Genomic DNA, 22,412 nt, shown 5'->3' on the forward strand with positions numbered 1-22,412 from the left:
TTTAAAAAAAAGAGATAATCATAACTAATTGAATTAAAATCAAAATAACAAATTTAGTTTAATTTAATTAAATTCAAATCATTATTTTTAGGTATATCTCTTGGTATAATCTCTCCTAGATGTTCAGCACATTATACATTTCATCAAGAAATAGATAAAAAAAACTATGTAAGTTATTATTTTATATATAAATAACACTTTTTAACCATTACTGTAAAACTTCAGCAACAAACCTTTTTGCTGACACTTTTTACTCATTTGTTCATGTTTAAATGCACTAAAATGTGATTTAGATCTAATTTATTTCTACTTTTATTAGGCAAAAGAACATTGTTTGTACTAAATTACACGCTATAACTTGAAACGATTCAGCCCAATGATACAATCTTAGTTGTTATTTTGTGATATTTAGATCTTTTTTGCCCTTCATCTAACAGGAGATTTTATGCTCGGCCTACCCACTCAAGGTATCTCTATCATTGCTAAACAACAGCAAAAAATGATGCCTATTCTTTTATTTAAGGTAAGGAACTAGCATGAAACGCAGAGTTGCGACCATCACACTTAACCCTGCTTATGATCTTGTTGGTTTAAGTAATCCTATTGAACTTGGTGAAGTTAATCGTGTTAAAACAGCAGGCTTTCATGCTGCTGGTAAAGGTATTAACGTTGCTAAAGTCTTAAAAAGTCTCGGCGTTGATGTCACTGTTGGTGGATTTTTAGGTAAAGAAAATCAAGATGGGTTTCAAAAAGAGTTTAGTGATTCGGGTATTGCAAACCGTTTTCAAATGGTTGAAGGCCGTACTCGCATAAATGTGAAACTTACTGAGCCTAATGGCAAAGTCACTGATTTTAATTTTTCTGGTTTTGAAATTACAAAACAAGATTGGACTCGTTTCGTGAATGACACACTAAGCTGGGCTGGTCAGTTTGATATGATCTGTGTCAGTGGTAGTGTACCTTCAAGTGTTGATCTTAATGATTTCACTGCATGGATGACTCGTTTACGCAGTGAATGCATGTGTTTGATCTTTGACAGTAGTCGAGATGCTTTTGTCGCAGGATTAAAAGCCTCTCCTTGGCTTGTTAAACCTAATCATCATGAATTAGAAATTTGGGCTGGCCGGCCTTTACCTGAACTTTCTGATGTTGTACAAGCAGCCCAAGCATTACGCCAACAAGGTATTGCTCACGTTGTTATTTCATTAGGTGAACAAGGTGCAATGTGGGTAAATGCATCTGGCGCATGGATGGCAACGCCTCCTAAATGTAATGTTGTCAGCACTGTAGGTGCCGGTGATTCTATGGTTGGCGGCCTAATTTATGGACTGATGATGAGACAAACTAGTGAGCATACATTACGTCTTGCAACTGCCGTTTCTGCTCTTGCAGTAAGTCAGACCAATGTTGGTATTCGTGACCGTGAACAATTGGCAAAAATGATGGCAGAAGTAGAATTAACTCCTCTAAAATTATAAGTAATAATACCAGTGGTATATCGAATGATATTAAATAGAGTTACCACTGTTCCAATTAAATATATTAATATCATATTTATAGAAACTCTAAAATAGAATCTCTTAAATTGATTAATATTTATTTATTATTAAATCAAACTTTATTTTTTCTATTTATTCGATAAACTTCACTTTAATAAAAGTTAATAAAGATATTCTAAAGCTAATAAAAACTTATTTTGTTTTTAGGAGAAATTATGGAAAGGCCCATAGTACTTTTATGGATCCAAGTTATTTCAGTACTATTTTTAGGTATAAGTTTGTTTATATTGGTTGCTGGAGCACCGATTTATTTATTAGCAATGGCGATGGGCGGTGGTCAAACGATGCTTCTAGGCCTATTTATTATGCTGTGCCTGATTATTACAATGATAATACAAGTTATTGCATGGATAAAACTCGCAAGAAACAGTAAAAATGCTTACTCTTTTCTAAAAATATCATGGGTATGCTTATCTATTTCGCTATTTTTTATACTAAGTGTTTCGATGTCATTAACCAATATGTCTGAATTTGGTTTTGTTGCTTTTTCTATTATAGTTATCTTAACTCATAGACTCTTTTTTTCTGAGAATGTCATAAATTATTTTAAAGACAAACAAAAAGATAATGAAAGAGAAACCAGTATTATTAGTCAATAAATAAAATACTAAATAATAAATAGCAAAAAAAATATCGGATAATAAATATCCGATATTTTTTAGAAACACGTATTAAGTGTAATGGTACGTTAATTATATTAATTATTACGGCGCCAAGTTGTACCTTGAGGGCCATCTTCTAACACAATTCCCATCGCAGTTAATGCATCACGCGCGACATCGGCTGCAGCCCAATCTTTATTTTTACGTGCATCGTTACGTTGTTGAATTAAAGTTTCAATTTTTTCAACTTCACCAGCATCGTCTGCTTTAGCACTACTTTGTAAAAAGGCTTCCGGATCTTGCTCTAACAGACCTAATACTTTAGCTAATTTGCGTAACACCGCAGCTAAACCATTAGCTTTATTCATATCCACGCTTTTTAAGCGATTTACTTCCCGCGCTAAATCAAATAATACTGAATACGCTTCTGGTGTATTGAAGTCATCATTCATTGCTTCTATAAACAGTGCTTCAAACGCTTCGCCGCCAATAGGTTGTGCATTAGCATCAGTACCACGTAATGACGTATAGAGACGCTCTAAAGCGGTACGTGCTTGTTTTAGATTTTCTTCTGTGTAGTTAAGCTGGCTACGATAATGACCGGATAATAAGAAATAACGTACCGTTTCAGCATCGTAATAAGCTAATACATCACGAATGGTGAAAAAGTTATTAAGTGACTTAGACATTTTTTCTTTGTCTACCATCACCATACCTGAATGCATCCAGTAATTTACATACGGGCCATCATGAGCACAGGTTGATTGAGCAATTTCATTTTCATGGTGTGGGAACATTAAATCTGAACCACCACCATGAATATCAAAATGGTGTCCTAACTCTTTACCGTTCATTGCAGAACATTCAATATGCCAACCAGGACGACCGGCTCCCCATGGAGACTCCCAGCTTGGCTCACCCGGCTTAGACATTTTCCATAAAACGAAGTCCATAGGATTACGTTTCACATTAGCCACTTCAACACGAGCACCTGCTTGCAGTTGTTCTAAATCTTGACGAGAAAGCAACCCATAATCAGGATCGGTATCAATCGCAAACATAACGTCACCGTTTTCAGCAACATAAGCATGGTCACGTTTGATTAACGCTTCCGTTAATTCAATGATTTCAGCAATATGATGTGTCGCACGAGGCTCTGAATCAGGGCGAGCAATATTTAATGCATCAAAATCTTTATGCATTTCAGCTAACATGCGAGTTGTTAATTGCTCACACGTTTCATTGTTCTCGATCGCACGTTTGATGATTTTATCATCCACATCCGTTACGTTACGCACATAATTAACGTCATAGCCTAAATAACGCAGATAACGGGTTATGGCATCAAAAGCCACAAATGTACGTCCATGACCAATATGGCACAGGTCATAAATAGTGATGCCACACACGTACATACCTATTTTCCCTGCATGGATAGGTTTAAATTCTTCTTTTTGGCGAGTGAGAGTATTAAAAATCTTTAGCATCGGTGGACGTTCCCGTTTTCAACTGTACGTGTTTATTACGTTTTTATATAAAAGAAAATAACGACTACTATAGCACGATATTAATTAGGATATTGGATCTTGGAAACAAAGCAAACTCAAGATCTACGCTATTATATTACTCTGCTTAGCCCTTATTTTCACTGTTCAATCGTTGATAGTGAACAATCAAACTTATGTTATTAAGCTAAATTTTGGCGAAAAGTGTTTTTTCCCTATTTTATATGCCCGTTTAATTAGAAAAACCGTGCAAAAAAAAGATGAATACTGACTAAATAAGGCAACTGTGATATAAAAAACGGGACTATTGTTTATGCCCAAATCTGGGTAAAGCTAAAATTATATTAGGATCTGAATATGGTTACTTTTCATACCAATTACGGCGATATCGTGATTAATACATTTGCAGACAAAGCGCCTGCAACCGTAGAAAATTTTTTAGACTACTGTAAAGAAGGATTCTACGATAACACTATCTTCCACCGTGTCATCAATGGCTTTATGATCCAAGGTGGTGGTTTTGAACCTGGTATGAACCAAAAAGCAACCAAAGCACCTGTTAGAAACGAAGCAAACAATGGACTTGCAAATAATCGTGGTACATTAGCAATGGCTCGTACTAACGATCCACATTCCGCGACTGCACAATTTTTTATCAACGTTGCAGATAACGATTTCTTAAACTTCCGTGCTGAAAACGCAAATGGTTGGGGATATTGTGTCTTCGCTGAAGTTGTTGAAGGCATGGATGTTGTTGATAAAATTAAAGCTGTTTCCACAGGTCGTAGCGGTTTCCACCAAGATGTTCCTCGTGAAGATATCATCATTAAAAGTGTAACGGTTAGCGAATAAGCATTACTCTTTATGTGTACGCTTTTTATTGCAGACCTGCATTTAAGTGAACATGAACCGGCAATCACTGCCGGTTTTCTTCGCTTTCTAAAAGAGCAAGCCATTCATGCTAAAGCGCTCTATATCTTAGGCGATTTTTTTGATTTTTGGATAGGTGACGATGATCCTAATCCATTACATCAACAAATTGCTCAAGCACTAATGACACTAAAAAATGCGGGTATTCCCTGTTATTTTATTCATGGAAATCGTGATTTTTTAATTGGCTCTCGTTTTGCAAAAGAGAGTGGTATCACTCTACTTCCTCAAGAAAAAGTGCTCGAAATAGAGAAACATCGCATCCTAGTTTTGCATGGTGATACACTTTGTACGGATGATGAATCGTATCAACGTTACCGTAAAAAAGTGCATAATAAATTTATCCAGCGCCTATTCTTATTACTGCCTCTATTTATTAGACTGCGTATCGCTGACAAAATGCGATCACGTAGCCAGCACGAAAATCAGTACAAATCAGATGCCATTATGGATGTTAACCCTCAGGCTGTGATTGATACTTTTAAACACTTCAATACAGAATGGATGATCCACGGCCATACGCATCGTCCGGCAATTCATACCGTCAACATTGATGATAAAACACATTACCGTGGTGTATTAGGCGCTTGGCATACCGAAGGTTCTATGTTTAAAGTCACCGCTGAAAAAATAGAACTGATCCATTTTCCCTTTTAAGTTGCTTCACTTATTTTCTCTATAAAAAGCCTTTTTTTTCTTTACGCAAACGTTTTCCTTGGCGTGTTAGCGTGATACTATCATTCTCAATTTATTAGGCTATATCCGTTTATACTTACAGGAGCAGTTAAGTAATGTCTTCTCACGTTGGTCTAAATACCGCTATTCCTCGTATCGCCATTGTAATGGGATCTAAAAGTGACTGGGCAACCATGTCTCATGCCGCTGATGTATTAGATACACTACACATTCCTTACCATGTTGAGATTGTCTCTGCGCACCGTACCCCTGATAAGTTATTTAGTTTTGCTGAAAAAGCAAAAAGTAATGGCTTTGATGTCATTATTGCTGGTGCTGGAGGAGCAGCTCATTTACCAGGAATGCTTGCAGCTAAAACATTAGTACCTGTATTCGGTGTTCCTGTTCAAAGTGCAGCATTAAGCGGTGTTGATAGCCTCTATTCAATCGTACAAATGCCAAAAGGTATTCCAGTAGGAACCTTAGCAATTGGTAAAGCAGGTGCTGCCAATGCGGCTTTATTAGCAGCTCAAGTTTTGGCGTTACATTCTCCTGCTATTTTAGATGCACTGACTACATGGCGCACAGCACAAACCGACGATGTATTAAATAACCCAGATCCAAGAGAGGCACTATGAAACCGGTTTGTGTCCTTGGAAATGGCCAATTAGGTAGAATGCTAAGACAAGCGGGTGAACCTTTAGGCATTGCTGTTTACCCTGTAGGATTAGATGCAGAACCTGAAGCAGTTCCCTATCAAAAGAGCATTATTACTGCAGAAATTGAACGTTGGCCAGAAACAGCTTTAACAAAAGAGTTAGAACGTCATACTAACTTTGTTAACCGTGATATTTTCCCTTTACTTGCAGATAGATTGCCTCAAAAACAACTTCTTGATGAACTAAGCCTAGCAACCGCACCTTGGCAAGCCTTAACATCTCCAGCACAATGGCCTGATATTTTTGCTCAGTTAGGTAATTTTATTATCGTGAAACGTCGTGTTGGTGGTTATGACGGTCGCGGACAATGGCGAATTCACCCTGGTGAAGAGCAGCAATTACCCACTGAAATTTATGGTGAATGCATTGTAGAGCAAGGTATTCCGTTTTCTGGTGAAGTGTCCTTAGTTGGAGCCAGAGATAAAAACGGTCATTGTGTATTTTATCCTTTAACACATAACCTTCATCAAGATGGCATTTTGCGTATGAGTGTTGCATTACCAACACCAACCCCAGAATTACAACAATCAGCAGAAAAAATGCTGACATCTATCCTTGATAAACTCAATTATATCGGTGTAATGGCGATGGAGTGTTTTATTGTCGGTGATAAATTACTTATCAACGAATTAGCACCCCGAGTTCATAACAGTGGGCACTGGACACAAAATGGTGCCTCAATTAGCCAATTTGAGTTACATTTACGTGCAATCTTAGATTTACCAATGCCAAAACCTGAAGTTTGCCAACCTGCGGTGATGGTTAATTTGATTGGTACTGATATAAATCCTCAATGGCTTTCATTACCTTTAGTGCATTTACATTGGTATGAAAAAGAAGTTCGCCCCGTGCGTAAAGTGGGTCATCTCAATCTTGTTCATCGTGATAACCAACCGCTGAAAGAGACACTTAAATCATTGAGTCTTATGCTTGATGATGACTATCAAAAACCCATCCAATGGGCTTTAGAAAAATTAAGCTAGCAGTCCGACTCATAAAGTTAGAGAATAATAGCCTTTAAACGAACAGACCTTGATTAAAGAGGTCTGTTATTCGCTATTTTCTCCTGATTATTCAGGTTACTGCACCCGTTTAATGGAGTCAGGATGCAAGCCACACAACAGAGTTTTGGGCCCATTTATCAGTGGAGTATGCTGATATTACTGGGTTTGGTCTATTTTTTAGCTACCGCTACCACATTTACATCTTTGGGTGTTGTTCTTCCTAGCATGATAAATGAGCTAGAGTGGAATTGGACTCAAGCGGGCCTTGGTTTTACGTTATTAGGATTAACCTGTGGTCTTGCTAGCTTTTTACCCACCTTACTTATTCGTAAATTAAGTGTTCGCTTTACCCTTCTTATTGGACTGATGATTTTCGTCAGCGGTTTTTATTTTCTTTATGAAACCTACACCATTGCTCGATATTTCCTTGGTACTGCACTATTAGGTATTGGTTTTACCTTACTTGCAACAGTACCCGGAACTTACGTAATTTCTCGTTTATTTGAAAAACAATCTTTTGCCTTCGGTGTTTATTTCACTATTGGCGGATTAGGTGGTGTGGCGGGGCCTTGGATCTACTTTTTAGCCACGCATTTATGGCATACATGGCGTATGCATTGGCTTATTTCAGCGATCACTCTTACCGTTGTTACTCTTTTCACTATTCTCTTTTTACGTGAAGGAAGTAAAGAGCAAGAGCATGCCAAAAGAATTAGCCAACTCCAAAGCACAAAACGTATCTATCAAACTAAAGAAATTTGGACGGCACGCCATGCTTTGAGAACATGGCAATTTTATGTAATCGCTGCCACTTATACTGCTTTTTTATGGTGCGGTATTACCGTTAATAGCTTTGCAGTTGCTCATATTATTGAAAATGGCTTTGGCGAAACCATTGCCGCGACCTTATTAAGTAGCATGGCATTTATCAACGCTTTCTCACGCTTAGCCGGTGGCGCGATTGGTGAATGGCTAGAGCCTAAAAAATTACTTATTGCTAGTTTAAGTATTATCATTATTGGGCTGTTAGCACTCAGCATGGCAAACTCTTGGGTTTATCTGATCCTGTTTACAGTTTGTGTCGGTATCGGTTATGGAATGACCTTTTTAGCATCAAGTATATTACTGGCTAACTACTTTGGTCGCTCTCCTTATCTCGAACTCTTTTCAGTCATGAATTTAATTTCGACGCTTGCTTGTTTAGCGCCGTTCTTTGCGGGTGCAATAAAAGACATCTCAGGGAGTTTCACGCCTGCATTCTTAATTTTAACTATACCTGTGCTATTGATCCTTGCGGTAACACTCTTTATGAAACCACCGGCTTACCCTAAATTTCAGCATGCTAGTGAACAGAAAAAATAACGATTAAATAAACATGGTAATAGATCACGTATTATACAAACGCATTTTCTAAGGAGATGTTAAGCTGATGAATGATGCATTAATAATAAAATACTCAATAGGTGTAGGCATTGCTTTAGCCTGTTTTATTGGTTTTGTCGCCGTCTCTCTTTTTCATGACAAAAAGAAAAAACGTCGTAGAAATATTATTATTCATATTAGCCAAGCCATCTTCCTTTGTAGTTTAGTAATTATCTTAAGCCAATACTGTGAAATGGCTGTTGTTGATTTTAATCTCCATTTTATCTCTTTTAGGATGATTAATTTCTTTACTTACGTTGGCATAGCCTTAGTTTTAATGCGTAAGTTTTTCTTACTTATTAATAGATTAGAGCAATCACAGATTAGAAAAGGTAGTGATCCCACTTCTGCCCGTATTATTTCTCGGATATTTAAAATTACCCTTTTTGTCATCATCATCTTATTGTTTGGTGAGCATTTTGGTATGAGCTTATCTGGCTTAATGACTTTTGGCGGATTAGGTGGTATTGCCATTGGTATGGCAAGTAAAGATGTACTCAGTAACCTTTTTTCTGGTGTTATGCTCTATTTCGATCGCCCTTTTAATATTGGTGACTGGGTGCGCTCACCTGATCGTAATATTGAAGGTACGGTAGTAGAAATTGGTTGGCGTATTACTAAAATTATTACTTTCGATCATCGACCACTTTATATCCCTAACTCAATTTTTTCCTCTATTAGTGTAGAAAATCCGGGCCGAATGACTAATCGACGTATTGAAACTGAACTCGGTTTACGTTACGAAGATTCAGATAAAATTGGTGTGATTGTTGAAGATATCCGCACCATGCTAATGCAAAATGACAAAATTGATACGCAACAAACCTTGTTAGTCTATTTTAATCAATTTGCAGACTCTTCACTCAATATCATGGTGTATTGTTTTACCAAAACAACTGTCTGGGCGCAGTGGCTTGAAGCTCAGCAGGAAGTTTATTTGAAGATGATTGAGATTGTGCATAAACATGGCGCTGATTTTGCATTTCCATCTCAAACAATTTATATCGAAAAATCGTCTTCTATCCCACAATAATAGAAATGGATAAGTTTAGCCTCTTATAAACTTATCCATTTGCCAATCACCAATAACGGTAAGTTATGCATTTATTATGCATAAAATTATCAATCTTATTGCTTTAATTTATTTCAATCATATTCACAACCAAGTATATTGTTCGCCAATTCTCCGATTGATTAAACACGAGTGTAATGAAAAAAATGAAGTTGGCGTGTCGCCCCTCGCTTTCACACTATTTTTCGTGTGAACGCCCTATTATTGATATTGTTGATGCAAATTTAACGCAAGTATCAGCGGTGATATTGTCATTGCCAGATATTGAGTTAGGTGAATTAGCACGTATTCAACAAACAGGCTTTGAATTACCTATCTTTATTGCTGTTGATCTTAACGATAGCATTGGTGCTGACTTACTTAATCAAGTTTCGGGTGTTGTCATTACAGATGAAAGCGCACATCAAAAGAATAGTATTTTGATCAATAAAGCAGCTCATCAATATGAAGAAAATCTAACTACACCGTTTTTCTCACGCTTAGTTAATTATGTTGCTGAAAAAAATGTTGCTTTTGATTGCCCTGGGCATCAAGGTGGTGAGTTTTTCCGACGCCATCCTGCCGGTGAGCAATTTTATCAATATTTTGGTGAAAATCTATTTCGCTCTGATCTTTGTAATGCTGATGTGGAAATGGGAGATTTACTTATTCATGAAGGTGCACCTTACGATGCACAAGCCTATGCAGCACAAGTATTTAATGCAGATAAAACCTATTTTGTCTTAAATGGAACTTCCTCTTCCAATAAAGTTGCCTTAAATGCATTATTGGCACCAAATGATTTAGTGTTATTTGATAGAAATAATCATAAATCTAATCACCATGGCGCACTTATTCAAGCGGGTGCAACCCCTATTTATTTAGAAACAGCTCGCAATCCTTTTGGTTTTATCGGTGGTATTGATGCACATTGCTTTGAAGAAAGCTATTTACGCCAACAAATTGCAGAGATTACGCCTGAACGCCAATTCGATAAGCGTCCTTTTCGTTTGGCCGTTATTCAACTAGGCACTTATGACGGTACTATTTACAATGCCAGACAAGTTGTTGATAAAATTGGTCATCTTTGTGATTACATTTTATTTGATTCTGCTTGGGTCGGTTATGAACAATTTATCCCAATGATGAAACAGTGTTCGCCTTTGTTACTGACGCTCAATGAAAACGATCCTGGTATTCTCGTCACTCAATCTGTCCATAAGCAACTAGCTGGCTTCTCACAAACCTCGCAGATCCATAAAAAAGATGCGCATATCAAAGGACAATCTCGATATGTTAATCATAAGCGTATGAATAATGCCTTTATGATGCATGCATCCACCAGCCCTTTTTACCCTCTTTTTGCAGCTCTAGATGTCAATGCAAAGATGCATTCGGGCAAAAGCGGTGAAGCTATGTGGATGAATTGTGTTAAGCAAGGCGTTGAGGCCCGTAAATCCTTACTTAGACAGTGCCAGTTTATTAAGCCATTTATTCCTGAAGTTATTGATGGTATTGCTTGGCAAGATCACGACACAGATGAAATCGCTCACGATCAACGCTTTTTCAACTTTGTTCCTAATGATAATTGGCACTCATTTGAAGGTTATGCCACCAATCAATACTTTGTTGATCCTTGCAAATTAATGCTTACAACGCCGGGGATCGATCCTCATACTGGAGAATATGAATCCTTTGGTGTGCCAGCATCTATTTTGGCAAACTATTTGCGGGAACATGGCGTTATTCCTGAAAAAAGTGATTTAAATTCTATTTTATTTTTACTCACCCCCGCAGAGCATAATGATAAATTTGAGCGCTTAATTTCATTAATTATGGGATTTGAAAAACGGCTAATTGATGACTCCCCATTAGAACAGGTATTACCTTCTGTTTGTCGTCGTTATCAATCTCGTTATCAAGGTTATACCTTGCGTCAACTCTGTCAGGAAATGCATGATATTTGTATCAAATACAATATCAAATTACTGCAAAAACAGATGTTTAGAAAAAATCATTTTCCTAAGCGAGCGCTAACCCCTCAACAAGCTAATATTGAATTTGTACGTGGCAATGTAGAGTTTTTACCTTTAAGTCAATTAGACGGCAGAATTGCTGCAGAAGGTGCTTTACCTTATCCACCGGGTGTTTTATGTACAGTTCCTGGTGAAGTTTGGGGAGGTGCTGTGTTGCGTTATTTCCAAGCCCTTGAAGTAACCATTAACCAGCTTCCGGGTTTTTCAACGGAACTTCAGGGTGTTTATATTTATAATGAAGATGATGGTAGTAAGCGTATTTATGCTTATGTTATAAAAGAATAATGCTTTATTTTCCCCATAAAAAAATGCTGATGTTTGATGGCATCAGCATTTTTATTTAACTTTATTTATAGCTCTTGTTTCTTTTCACTACTCACCTTGGATCCGGCGGTATTGCCCTTTATCTTGCAACAGCCTTACACCTAAAATACTACCGCACAGCGACAATAGAAGTGCCGCGATAATAGGTACAGTAAGCCACATTCCCCATTGAGGCTGCCAAGAAAAATTAAATACAAATTTCTGCAATAGACCTAATGCCATCTCAGCGCCAATGGCTGCGGCTAAACCAGCCATTAAGCCTAATAAAGCAAACTCCGCCCAAAGAGTGCGTCGTAATAATAATTTACCCGCACCCAGTGTGCGATAAACCACCAGCTCAATGCGTCGTTGTGTCATTCCTACCTGAATTTGAGCAATTAATAATAATGCACCACAAATCATCACCAACCCAACCATAATCTCTAATGCGCGACTGACTTGCTGTAAGATTTGTTGCACTTGCTGAATTAATGCGCCTGTATCTAACACGCTTACGGTTGGGAATTGCCGATTAAGCGCCGTAATTAACGCACCATCTCCATTATAATAAAAACTACTCATCCATTTTTCTGGTTGATTATTTAATCCTTCTTCAGAAAAAATAAAGAAGAAGTTAGGGCGCATATTTTCCCAATCGACATGGCGAATACTCGTCACAACTGACTTAAACTCTCGAGTATCTCCCACAAAAGTTAATTCATCGCCCAGTTTAATCTCAAGTTGTTTGGCAACACCTTGATCAAGAGAAACACCATTACCCACTGGTGGCCATGTTCCTTCTACAATCACGTTATCTTTTGGCAATTCGCTATGCCACGTTAGATTAAGTTCTCGGCGAACGGTGTTATTACCCGCATCATGTTTATCAGCCCACTCTTTGGCATTATTCTCATTAATCTGCGTTAAGCGCGCTAATACTACAGGATAGGCGTCTGTAGGTTCGACGTTATATTGTGCCAATAAGGTGTTAATTTCTTGAACTTGAGGTGCGGACATATTAATCAGAAAATAATTAGGGCTATCTTCTGGCAACTGTTTTTGCCATTTATCTAATAAATCACCTTGGATCAGCACCAATAGCGTTAACAGCATAAATGAAAGTGCAAAAGCAGCCAGTTGAGTCATGGTCTGAAAAGGCTGTCGCAACAAGCGAGTTACTGCCAACCGAGCACTGAGTTGGCGAAATTTAAACTGCTTTAATACCCACAACCCAAGCCAACCAATAATCCCCAGTAAAAAGGCGATAACAACGATACCAAATAGAATTGACCACAATAAAACCCCTGTTCCAGCAAAAAGCGTTAAAGCACCAATGACAATTAACGCTACGAGTGGTAAATAGTAACGCAGAGGCCAGATAGGTGCTGTGGTATCACTTCTTAATACACGAGAAGGTTGGGTTGCCATTAACTGATAGTAAGGCCTTAACCCTGTTAATAAGGCGATTAACAATAAAGAGCCTACTGACCAAAACCACGGTAAAAAACTCGCTTCAGGCAAACTTTTAGGTAAAACAGGGGCTAAAATTTGTAACAGAATGCTTTCAAAGAGAAGCCCCGTCAATGAGCCAACAATGACGGCTCCGATAAGAATAACGCCCCATTGCCCTACTATCCATTTTCGCAATGCGCGTTTATCTGCACCTAAAGTTTTTAGTACCGCAATTAAGGTATGACGACTGCGGCAATAGTGTGCCATTGAAACCGCTACTGCCGATATTGCGAGTAGTAACGTTAATAGAGCTGAGAGTAAAAGAAAGTTTTTTGCTCTTTCCATAGATTGTGAAAGCGCACCACTGTCTTGTTTTAAACTATTCCAACGTTGATCGGGCTTTAATAAAGGATCAAAGCGTTGTTGATAACTATCAATTACGGACTCATTACCCGCTAACATATAGCGATAAGTTAGGCGACTACCGGGTTGTACTGCACCTGTTGATTCGACATCATCAAGATTAATTAAAATACGTGGCGCTATTTGGAAAGGGTTGAATCCGCTATCAGGCTCTTGAATTAATACGCCACTGATTGTAAATGTAGCGTCACCGACATCAATTTTATCACCGGCTTTTATATCCAATAGTTCCAGTAATCTGGCGTCAACAAGCGCAGTTCCTTTTTCTGGTTTCAAACCCGCTGGCTCTGTTTCTAATTCACCATAAAGTGGATACAAATTATCAGCTGCTTTAACTAATGCAAGCTGTGGTGTATCTCCTTCTGGCGCATAAGACATTGTAGTAAATTGCATTTGGCGACTGAGGGTTAACCCCATTTTTTTCGCCTCAGTAAGCCAGTTTTCATCAACGGGATAAGATGCTCGTAGCACTAAATCGCCCGCAATTAAATCTCGACTTTGGGCATAAATACTTTTATCAATACGATCACCTATACGCCCTAAAGCAAGCACACAGGCGACCGCAAGTGCTAAAGAAAGCCAAACAATTAATAATGCAGGAGAGCGCCATTCACGCCAGAACCAACGCCAAATCATGACTCCTCCTTAAGTTGTCCATCAACTAATCGTAAACGCCGCTGACAACGAGCAGCAAGCTCATTGTCATGAGTAACTAAAATCAATGTTGTTGCATAATCTCGATTGAGAGAAAACAGCAAATCAGCAATTTTATCTCCAGTTTTACGATCCAAATTTCCTGTTGGTTCATCAGCAAAAAGAATAGCAGGCTGAGTACAAAACGCTCTAGCCAATGCCACACGTTGTTGTTCACCACCCGAAAGCTGTGCTGGCATATGGTGCAAGCGTTCCCCTAATCCTAACAGCTTAAGTAAATCTACCGCACGAGCATAACTGTGTTTTTCGGACTCACCTTTTAATAATGCGGGCAACTGCACATTTTCGAGTGCATTCAATGTCGGAATTAACATAAATGATTGAAAAACAAAGCCAACATGTTGAGCACGTAATTTAGCACGCTCTTCTTCATTCATTTTTGTGAGATCTTGTCCCATTAATTTCACACTGCCAGCGCTTCCATCATCAAGTCCGGCAATAATTCCTAACAACGTCGATTTACCCGATCCTGATTCACCAATTAACGCAATTGTTTGTGCAGGCTCGACAACTAACTCAACACCCTGCAATATAGAGATCTGACTATCACCTTGTCCTACTTGTTTGGTTAACTGATGAACTTCAAGAACCTTTTCCGTCGACATACATTTTTCCTTATCGTTATGATGATGTTTAGCTTTAAGGCGATTGCTGCTGATACCTTTTTAATCTTTGGTGACAGCTTGAGTGCAGGCTATCGTCTTCCTCTTGAGAGTGCATGGCCACAGCGCCTTGCCGATAATTGGAAAACGACCCACCCTGAAATTAACGTGGTTAATGCAAGTATTAGTGGTGAAACTGCATTTCAGGGGCAAAATCGACTTCCTGATTTATTAAAACAGCATCAACCACGCTGGGTTTTAATTGAATTAGGTGCAAATGATGGCTTACAGGGATACCCTGTTGCACAAACAAAAGACGCGCTACAAAACATCATTGCACAAGTTAAAGCGTCGGGCGCAACTCCACTTTTTATGCAAATTATGATTTCACCTAATTACGGGAAACGCTATACACAATCATTTTCAGCGATTTATCCTAAACTTGCAGAAGATAATGCGATCCCTCTGCTTCCTTTTTATATGGAGCAAATCGCAGATAAGCCTGAGTGGATGCAAAACGACAGTATACATCCCAATGAAGATGCTCAGCCTTTTATTGCGCAATGGATGGATAAAACATTATCCCCTTACTTAACACGTTAGACTATTCTGACAGTAGTTAACGTAGATTAAACGAGATTAATTGTAAAATTATGCAAAAAACGGTATTGATTACAGGAAGTTCTAGTGGAATAGGGCTTTGTGCAGCTAAAGCGCTTAAGAAAAGAGGTTATCGAGTCCTTGCCGCTTGCCGTAAAGATGAAGATCTTAAACGCATGGAAACACTAGGATTAGAGCCTATTTATCTTGATCTCGATGATGCGCAAAGTGTTGAAAAAGCGGCATTAGAGGTTATTCATCTAACAAATGGTCGTTTATATGGATTATTTAATAATGGTGGGTTTGGTGTATACGGCCCACTAGATGCGATTAGTCGCCAACAAATGGAAAAGCAATTTTCCACAAATTTTTTTGGTTTGCATCAATTAACTACCTTACTATTACCAGCTATGTTGCCCCATGGTGAAGGACGAATTATTCAAACCAGTTCAGTGATGGGCGTTATCTCAACACCTGGCAGAGGCGCTTACGCAGCTAGTAAATATGCCGTAGAAGCATGGTCTGATGCCTTAAGAATGGAATTAATACATACCGGTGTTAAAGTGAGTTTAATAGAGCCAGGTCCAATACGAACTTGTTTCACTGAAAATGTTGCTCAAGCTGAGAAAGATAAACCCGTAAAAAATCCGGGGATTGCGAGTCGTTTCACATTAACACCTGAAGATGTCGTGAAAAAGCTTGTACACGCTTTAGAAAGTCCAAAACCTAAGATACGTTATCCCGTAACGCTATTAACTTATGCTGTCAGAATATTAAAGCGTTTTCTACCTGATACCTTGATGGATGCAATTTTAAGTCGCCAAAGTGGCAAGGCTTGATTTTTTTGGTTTCACCCTTACTTATTAATGAAATAGCGTTATAAATCGCATCTATATTTAAAACTCTCAAAAAGGGACAAGTTAATGTTAGCAACTGCACATATTGTTGATGTAAATGAATCAAATATTCAACAAGTTATAGAACAATCCATGACCAAACCCGTCATGATGTATTTCTATTCAGAACATAGCCCTCATTGTGCAGAGCTTGGTGCAACATTGAATAAACTGGCAGCCGAATTTGCCGATCAATTTATTTTGGCAAAATTGGATTGCGATGCAGAACAAATGATCGCCTCACAATTTGGTCTACGTGCGATCCCAACTGTTTATATTTTACAAGAAGGTCGCCCTGTCGATGGTTTCCAAGGTCCTCAACCTGAAGAAGCAGTCCGCCAAGTTTTAGCCAATGTATTGCCAAAACCTGAAGAGCTAAAAGCAGCACAAGCAGCGCAACTTCTTTCAGAAGGAAAAGCGGATGAAGCTTTACCTCTATTAAAAGAAGCACATCAACTCGCGCCTAAAAATAGTGAAATTACACTAGCTTTAGCTGGTGCTCTTGTTTCTTTAAATAAAAATGAAGAAGCACAAACACTGTTAATCACTATCCCATTACAAGATCAAGATAGTTATTATCATAGCTTACTGTCACAAATTGAATTACAAAAACAAGCGGCTGATACCCCAGAAATTCAGCAATTACAAAATGATTTTAGTCAACAACCTGCAAATACTGATATTGCCATTCAACTTGCACTAAAATTACATGAAGTCGCCCGTAATGAAGAAGCATTAGAATTGCTATTTAGCTTTATCAAAAAAGACTTAAATGCAGGTGATGGCCAAGTTAAGAAAACACTGATGGATATTTTATCTGCCTTAGGCACTAATGATAATTTAGCGTCTAAATATCGCCGTATGGTGTATTCTTTACTTTATTAGTTTTATTTTCTTATAAAAGCAGACTTAGGACAGATATATGGAAATAGTCATTGGTATTATCATCTTATTCGCTATTATTTTAGTTTTAAGCGGTGTTAAAACCGTTCCACAGGGTTATCAGTGGACTGTCGAACGTTTTGGTCGTTACACACGAACACTCACTCCAGGACTTCAAATTCTTATTCCTTTCATCGATCGTGTTGGTCGCCGTATTAATATGATGGAACAAGTACTTGATATTCCTTCTCAGGAAGTCATTTCTCGTGATAACGCCAACGTCAGCATCGATGCAGTCTGCTTTATTCAAGTAATTGACCCAGTAAAAGCTGCGTATGAAGTTAATAATCTTGAACTTGCGATTATCAACTTAACACTAACGAATATCCGTACAGTATTAGGCTCAATGGAACTTGATGAAATTCTTTCTCAACGTGACCAAATCAATAGTCGTCTTTTACTGATTGTAGATGATGCAACAAACCCTTGGGGTATCAAAATTACCCGTATTGAAATTCGTGATGTTCGCCCACCAAAAGAATTGATTTCTGCAATGAACGCTCAGATGAAAGCTGAACGTACTAAACGTGCAGATATCCTTGAAGCTGAAGGTATTCGTCAAGCCGCTATCTTAAAAGCCGAAGGTGAGAAACAAGGACAAATTCTGAAGGCTGAAGGTGAGCGTCAATCAGCATTCTTACAAGCAGAAGCCCGTGAACGTGCCGCAGAAGCTGAAGCTAAAGCAACACAAATGGTCTCTGAAGCTATTGCTAAAGGGGATATGCAGGCTGTTAATTACTTTATTGCTCAAAAATATACTGATGCACTCGCACAAATTGGCTCAGCCAACAACAGTAAAGTTGTCATGATGCCACTAGAAGCCAGTAATTTAATGGGCGCAATCGGTGGTATTTCAGAGCTCCTTAATACCAAAAAAAATGACTCTGGTAACAAGAGTAATTAATGATGATTGAATGGATTAGTGCTCACCCCGCACTTTTCTGGCTTTGTCTTGGTGGCTTGCTGTTAATTACAGAAATGTTAGGAACAGCAGGATATCTTTTATGGTCAGGAATGGCGGCGCTGTGTGTATCGTTGATCACATGGATACTGCCTATTAACTGGCCTATTCAAGGTGTGTTATTTGCGATATTAACGGTTATTAGTGCTGTTCTTTGGCACCTTTGGCTTAAACGCAGAAAACAATCAAAAGAAGCTGAGAACTTAAATCAGAAAAGTCATCAACTGATTGGTGTTCACGCTGTTCTGTCATCAGATACAGAAAATGGGTTTAGCCGCATAAAACTAGCCGATGGTAGTTGGCGTGTTTACTCAGACACGCCATTACAAGCGGGTGATAAAGTCGAAGTCATTGCTATTGATGGCATTACTTTACACGTTATTCCACTTAAACCGACTGCTTCTGATGGTGGCAACACCCTGACAAATGATTGATAATGGGGCAATCAGCACCATCATCGCCAGGACATTCACTGGCTAACAAGAGAAGACGTTGACGAATTGCATTAAGTTCGTTAATAGTCTTCTCAATTTCAGCCACCTTTTTTAACGTCGCTTCTTTCACATCAGCGCTATGTCGTGATGGATTTCTTAATAGCATTAACAATGCACGACACTCTTCTAGGTTAAAACCAACCTCTCTAGCTTGTCGCAATAATGTTAACTCTTCAATATGTTGTGCCTGATAATAGCGATAGCCGTTTTCACCTCTTCCTGGGGGTGTGATCAAGTCTTTTTCTTCATAAAACCGAATGGCTTTAGCTGTTAATCCTGTTTTGTTTGCGATTTCACTAATATTCAAAATTCCCCCTTGACCTTCCCCTTGCGGAAAGGTTTAGCCTTTATCTCTGATAAGAAAAAACCTTTAAAGAAAGCAAGTTACCGGATATTGCGCAATAATAGAGGTAACGCTTTTTATTTCGGAGATAAACTAACATGGCAAAAACTACGCTACTCGCATTACAAGGACTTTCATGCTCCCACTGTGTTAACAGTGTAAAAAAAGCACTTGATGCTCGCAATGATATAGAACAGTCAAATGTGACTATTCAATACGCTAAAATTGACAGTGATGCAACTGCTGAAAGTTTAATCAAAACGATTGAAGACGCGGGTTATGAAGCTAAAATTGCAACTCAGCCTGATGTAAAATTAAGCCTAAGTGGCCTTAACTGCATGAAGTGTGTAGGTAAAACCGAAAAAGCATTATTAGCCGTTGAAGGTGTGGCTGCGGTTAATGTGACAAAGGAGTCTGCTGAAGTTTTTGGCGATGCTACTGCAGATACCTTAATTGCAGCAATTACGGCTGAAGGTTTTCAAGCCAGTTTAGCCCCCACAGATAACACAATTTATTTAACCCTTTCAGGCTTAAATTGTGGCCATTGTGTCGGCTCAGTCAAAAAAGCACTTGAAGCGACAACAGGCGTTGATAGTGCTGAAGTTGAATTAACTCATGCAAAAGTAATCGGATCTGCTACCACAGAGACATTAATAACAGCTATTAAAGATGCTGGTTTTGAAGCACAACTAGCAGGTACTGATTTCCCAAAAACTGAGCCGCTGACGCAAATGCATGAACAACTGGAAGCATCGTCAGCGGCTGTTTGTGACATTCCAGTTGAAAATGCAGACATTGAAAATAGCTCAGAAATAGACATTGATGATGACAGCAGTGTTCAGCTTTTAATTGATGGCATGACCTGTGCAAGTTGCGTAAACAAGGTTCACAAAGCATTACAATCCGTTGATGGCGTTGAGAATGTACGTGTAAACCTTGCTGAACGTAGCGCATTAGTGACAGGTGAAATTGATCATGATGCACTAGTGACTGCCATTGAAAAAGCAGGTTATGGCGCTGAAATTATTCAAGATGATGTAAAACGTAGAGAGCGCCAGCAAGAAGTCGCTGTTGCTAATATGAAGCGTTTTCGCTGGCAAGCTGCATTGGCCTTAGTTGTTGGTATCCCTGTCATGATTTGGGGAATGATTGGCGACAATATGATGTTAACCGAAGCTAACCACAGTATTTGGTTAGGTATTGGTATTGCAACATTGTTTGTTATGGTTATTGCTGGTGGTCATTTCTATCGTAGTGCATGGCAAAGTTTAAAAAACCGCAGTGCGACAATGGATACCCTCGTTGCGTTAGGAACAGGAACAGCATGGCTCTATTCCATTACCGTGAATTTATGGCCAGAAGTGTTCCCTGCTCAAGCTCGACATCTCTATTATGAAGCCAGTGCGATGATTATTGGTTTAATCAATCTAGGTCATATGCTTGAGCAAAGAGCGCGTCAGCGTTCATCTAAAGCACTAGAGCGCCTATTAGATTTAACGCCACCTACAGCAAGGGTCATCACTGAAAACGGTGAAGTTGAAATGCCATTAGCTGATGTTAAACAAGGAATGACATTACGTTTAGCAACAGGTGATAAAGTACCGGTTGATGGTGAAATTATCCAAGGTGAAGTGTGGATGGATGAAGCCATGTTGACTGGTGAGCCCATCCCACAGCAAAAAACAGTGGGCGATACTATTCATGCCGGAACCACAGTTCAAGATGGTTCAGTTTTATTTAAAGCGGCGGCTGTGGGAAGCAAAACAACACTGGCACGTATCATTAAATTAGTTCGCCAAGCACAAAGTAGTAAACCTGAAATTGGTCAGCTAGCGGATAAAATTTCAAGTGTTTTTGTGCCTATTGTTGTCATTATTGCCTTAATTGCAGGTGCTATTTGGTATTTCTTTGGCCCTTCGCCACAAATTACCTATGCACTCGTAATTATCACAACGGTTCTTATCATCGCTTGCCCTTGTGCCTTAGGCTTAGCGACACCAATGTCCATTATTTCAGGTGTAGGCCGTGCGGCTGAATATGGTGTGTTAGTCCGTGATGCGGATGCGCTACAACAAGCCAGTAAGCTAGATACTTTAGTCTTTGATAAAACAGGAACATTGACAGAAGGTATGCCTCAAGTCACTGAAATTCATACTTTCAATCAAGTAGATGAAATTCAAGCACTTGCATTGGCAGCATCACTGGAAAATGGCTCTAATCATCCATTGGCTAAGGCAATTTTAACACGCGCTGAAGGCATTGATTTACCCGAAGTAAATAAGTTTCGTACATTAGCAGGTATGGGATTAAGTGGTGAAATTAAGGGTAAAATAGTGCTTTTAGGTAACCCCAAATTGATGGTTGACTCTGGTGTTGATATTAGTGAAGTTAATTCGCTAATTGACTCTCAGGCAGCCAAAGGGGTTACTCCGGTTTTATTAGCACAAGACGGCAAAATTGCGGCACTACTTTCTATTCGCGATCCTCTTAGAGAAGATACTGTAAGTGCGTTACAACGTTTACATAATCAAGGTTATCGACTCGTGATGTTAACGGGAGATAACCCAATTACAGCGAATGCAATTGCAAAAGAAGCAGGCATTGATCAGGTTATTGCGGGTGTGATGCCAGAAGGTAAAGCACAAGCTATTACTGAGCTTCAAGCTGAAGGACGTCGTGTTGCAATGATCGGAGATGGTATTAACGATGCCCCTGCATTAGCCAAAGCTGATGTCGGTATTGCAATGGGGGGTGGTAGTGATATCGCTATTGAAACAGCCGCTATCACGTTAATGCGTCATAGTTTGCATGGTGTTGCTGATGCCGTTGAGATCTCAAAGGGTACGCTACGTAATATGAAGCAGAATTTATTCGGTGCCTTTATCTATAACAGCTTAGGTATTCCTATCGCAGCCGGTATTTTATACCCATTTACAGGCACGTTATTAAACCCTGTTGTTGCTGGTGCAGCAATGGCATTGTCTTCAATCACTGTAGTAAGTAACGCAAACCGTCTATTGCGTTTTAAACCCAAACAATAATACTTAATAAAGTATTTTCCTAAAACCTCTTTTACTTATCTGTAAAAGGGGTTTTTTATTATCTTATTTTTTGTTTTCTATTAATCATTATTAGCATTTTCAAAAGGTTAAAAAAAAGCCGATATTTCTATCGGCCAG

Annotated in this window: 19 protein-coding genes; 15 read left to right on the top strand and 4 right to left on the bottom strand. The window is 38.8% G+C overall.

What is annotated here, in order from left to right; genetic code table 11:
* The first annotated feature begins 536 nt into the window (after nt 1-536).
* Entirely contained in the window at nt 537-1,478 is a 942-nt protein-coding gene (gene fruK, locus LG402_RS16370; protein ID WP_109409605.1) for a 1-phosphofructokinase, read from the top strand.
* Between the two features lie 236 nt (nt 1,479-1,714).
* Nucleotides 1,715-2,158 (top strand): hypothetical protein, encoded by a 444-nt coding sequence (locus tag LG402_RS16375; protein ID WP_109409604.1) that lies wholly within the window; start codon nt 1,715-1,717, stop codon nt 2,156-2,158.
* 98 nt (nt 2,159-2,256) lie between these two features.
* Here the strand turns inward: LG402_RS16375 and cysS are convergent, their stop codons facing one another.
* Complete coding sequence (cysS, locus tag LG402_RS16380) at nt 2,257-3,648, bottom strand: cysteine--tRNA ligase (RefSeq protein ID WP_109409603.1); 1,392 nt, start codon at nt 3,646-3,648, stop codon at nt 2,257-2,259.
* A 375-nt stretch (nt 3,649-4,023) separates the two neighbouring features.
* On the opposite strand from cysS, the gene ppiB reads away from it, so the two are divergent.
* From ppiB to LG402_RS16415, 7 genes are all read left to right on the top strand, one after another.
* Entirely contained in the window at nt 4,024-4,518 is a 495-nt protein-coding gene (ppiB, locus tag LG402_RS16385) for a peptidylprolyl isomerase B (protein ID WP_036934689.1), read from the top strand.
* A 12-nt stretch (nt 4,519-4,530) separates the two neighbouring features.
* A complete protein-coding gene (locus LG402_RS16390) occupies nt 4,531-5,253 on the top strand; it encodes a UDP-2,3-diacylglucosamine diphosphatase (RefSeq protein ID WP_227335957.1) in 723 nt (240 codons plus the stop codon).
* A 134-nt stretch (nt 5,254-5,387) separates the two neighbouring features.
* Nucleotides 5,388-5,909, top strand: coding sequence for a 5-(carboxyamino)imidazole ribonucleotide mutase (purE, locus tag LG402_RS16395; protein ID WP_227335958.1), 522 nt, complete (start codon nt 5,388-5,390; stop codon nt 5,907-5,909).
* Entirely contained in the window at nt 5,906-6,973 is a 1,068-nt protein-coding gene (gene purK / locus LG402_RS16400) for a 5-(carboxyamino)imidazole ribonucleotide synthase (RefSeq protein ID WP_227335959.1), read from the top strand. Before purE ends, purK begins: the two co-directional genes overlap by 4 nt.
* 123 nt (nt 6,974-7,096) lie before the next feature.
* Complete coding sequence (locus LG402_RS16405; protein WP_227335960.1) at nt 7,097-8,356, top strand: CynX/NimT family MFS transporter; 1,260 nt, start codon at nt 7,097-7,099, stop codon at nt 8,354-8,356.
* A gap of 67 nt (nt 8,357-8,423) precedes the next feature.
* Nucleotides 8,424-9,449, top strand: a complete 1,026-nt coding sequence (locus LG402_RS16410; protein ID WP_109409598.1) for a mechanosensitive ion channel family protein — start codon at nt 8,424-8,426, stop codon at nt 9,447-9,449.
* Nucleotides 9,450-9,625: 176 nt separating this feature from the next.
* Nucleotides 9,626-11,788, top strand: coding sequence for an ornithine decarboxylase (locus LG402_RS16415; RefSeq protein ID WP_227335961.1), 2,163 nt, complete (start codon nt 9,626-9,628; stop codon nt 11,786-11,788).
* A gap of 87 nt (nt 11,789-11,875) precedes the next feature.
* Here LG402_RS16415 and ybbP read toward each other — a convergent pair whose 3' ends face one another.
* Nucleotides 11,876-14,317, bottom strand: coding sequence for a putative ABC transporter permease subunit YbbP (ybbP, locus tag LG402_RS16420; protein WP_227335962.1), 2,442 nt, complete (start codon nt 14,315-14,317; stop codon nt 11,876-11,878).
* Nucleotides 14,314-15,000, bottom strand: coding sequence for a putative ABC transporter ATP-binding protein YbbA (gene ybbA, locus LG402_RS16425; RefSeq protein WP_109409595.1), 687 nt, complete (start codon nt 14,998-15,000; stop codon nt 14,314-14,316). Before ybbA ends, ybbP begins: the two co-directional genes overlap by 4 nt.
* Between ybbA and tesA the strand changes: the two genes are divergently transcribed.
* From tesA to LG402_RS16450, 5 genes are all read left to right on the top strand, one after another.
* Entirely contained in the window at nt 14,971-15,600 is a 630-nt protein-coding gene (gene tesA / locus LG402_RS16430; RefSeq protein ID WP_227335963.1) for a multifunctional acyl-CoA thioesterase I/protease I/lysophospholipase L1, read from the top strand. The two genes, ybbA and tesA, sit on opposite strands and share 30 nt — an antisense overlap.
* A 50-nt stretch (nt 15,601-15,650) precedes the next feature.
* Complete coding sequence (locus LG402_RS16435) at nt 15,651-16,436, top strand: SDR family oxidoreductase (RefSeq protein ID WP_166539795.1); 786 nt, start codon at nt 15,651-15,653, stop codon at nt 16,434-16,436.
* 84 nt (nt 16,437-16,520) lie between these two features.
* The gene (locus LG402_RS16440; RefSeq protein ID WP_166539794.1) at nt 16,521-17,378 is read left to right on the top strand and encodes a co-chaperone YbbN; all 858 of its coding nucleotides are present in this window, start codon (nt 16,521-16,523) and stop codon (nt 17,376-17,378) included.
* Between the two features lie 37 nt (nt 17,379-17,415).
* Nucleotides 17,416-18,339 (top strand): SPFH domain-containing protein, encoded by a 924-nt coding sequence (locus LG402_RS16445; RefSeq protein ID WP_227335964.1) that lies wholly within the window; start codon nt 17,416-17,418, stop codon nt 18,337-18,339.
* A gap of 2 nt (nt 18,340-18,341) precedes the next feature.
* On the top strand, nt 18,342-18,830 hold the full coding sequence (locus LG402_RS16450; protein ID WP_166539870.1) for an NfeD family protein: 489 nt from the start codon (nt 18,342-18,344) through the stop codon (nt 18,828-18,830).
* Here the strand turns inward: LG402_RS16450 and cueR are convergent.
* Nucleotides 18,784-19,197, bottom strand: a complete 414-nt coding sequence (gene cueR, locus LG402_RS16455; RefSeq protein ID WP_109409590.1) for a Cu(I)-responsive transcriptional regulator — start codon at nt 19,195-19,197, stop codon at nt 18,784-18,786. The two genes, LG402_RS16450 and cueR, sit on opposite strands and share 47 nt — an antisense overlap.
* Nucleotides 19,198-19,331: 134 nt before the next feature.
* Between cueR and copA the strand changes: the two genes are divergently transcribed.
* Nucleotides 19,332-22,274: a copper-exporting P-type ATPase CopA gene (gene copA, locus LG402_RS16460; protein WP_227335965.1), complete on the top strand. Its 2,943-nt coding sequence runs from the start codon at nt 19,332-19,334 to the stop codon at nt 22,272-22,274.
* Nucleotides 22,275-22,412 lie beyond the last annotated feature (138 nt).

The sequence above is a fragment of the Proteus sp. NMG38-2 genome, from assembly GCF_020640995.1.
Lineage (GTDB): Bacteria > Pseudomonadota > Gammaproteobacteria > Enterobacterales > Enterobacteriaceae > Proteus.

Bases quoted from the DNA above. Each gene is read 5' to 3' on its own strand.
- fruK (WP_109409605.1), top strand. From the start codon at position 537: ATGAAACGCAGAGTTGCGACCATCACACTTAACCCTGCTTATGATCTT.
- LG402_RS16375 (WP_109409604.1), top strand. From the start codon at position 1,715: ATGGAAAGGCCCATAGTACTTTTATGGATCCAAGTTATTTCAGTACTA.
- cysS (WP_109409603.1), bottom strand. From the start codon at position 3,648: ATGCTAAAGATTTTTAATACTCTCACTCGCCAAAAAGAAGAATTTAAA.
- ppiB (WP_036934689.1), top strand. From the start codon at position 4,024: ATGGTTACTTTTCATACCAATTACGGCGATATCGTGATTAATACATTT.
- LG402_RS16390 (WP_227335957.1), top strand. From the start codon at position 4,531: ATGTGTACGCTTTTTATTGCAGACCTGCATTTAAGTGAACATGAACCG.
- purE (WP_227335958.1), top strand. From the start codon at position 5,388: ATGTCTTCTCACGTTGGTCTAAATACCGCTATTCCTCGTATCGCCATT.
- purK (WP_227335959.1), top strand. From the start codon at position 5,906: ATGAAACCGGTTTGTGTCCTTGGAAATGGCCAATTAGGTAGAATGCTA.
- LG402_RS16405 (WP_227335960.1), top strand. From the start codon at position 7,097: ATGCAAGCCACACAACAGAGTTTTGGGCCCATTTATCAGTGGAGTATG.
- LG402_RS16410 (WP_109409598.1), top strand. From the start codon at position 8,424: ATGAATGATGCATTAATAATAAAATACTCAATAGGTGTAGGCATTGCT.
- LG402_RS16415 (WP_227335961.1), top strand. From the start codon at position 9,626: ATGAAAAAAATGAAGTTGGCGTGTCGCCCCTCGCTTTCACACTATTTT.
- ybbP (WP_227335962.1), bottom strand. From the start codon at position 14,317: ATGATTTGGCGTTGGTTCTGGCGTGAATGGCGCTCTCCTGCATTATTA.
- tesA (WP_227335963.1), top strand. From the start codon at position 14,971: ATGAACTTCAAGAACCTTTTCCGTCGACATACATTTTTCCTTATCGTT.
- ybbA (WP_109409595.1), bottom strand. From the start codon at position 15,000: ATGTCGACGGAAAAGGTTCTTGAAGTTCATCAGTTAACCAAACAAGTA.
- LG402_RS16435 (WP_166539795.1), top strand. From the start codon at position 15,651: ATGCAAAAAACGGTATTGATTACAGGAAGTTCTAGTGGAATAGGGCTT.
- LG402_RS16440 (WP_166539794.1), top strand. From the start codon at position 16,521: ATGTTAGCAACTGCACATATTGTTGATGTAAATGAATCAAATATTCAA.
- LG402_RS16445 (WP_227335964.1), top strand. From the start codon at position 17,416: ATGGAAATAGTCATTGGTATTATCATCTTATTCGCTATTATTTTAGTT.
- LG402_RS16450 (WP_166539870.1), top strand. From the start codon at position 18,342: ATGATTGAATGGATTAGTGCTCACCCCGCACTTTTCTGGCTTTGTCTT.
- copA (WP_227335965.1), top strand. From the start codon at position 19,332: ATGGCAAAAACTACGCTACTCGCATTACAAGGACTTTCATGCTCCCAC.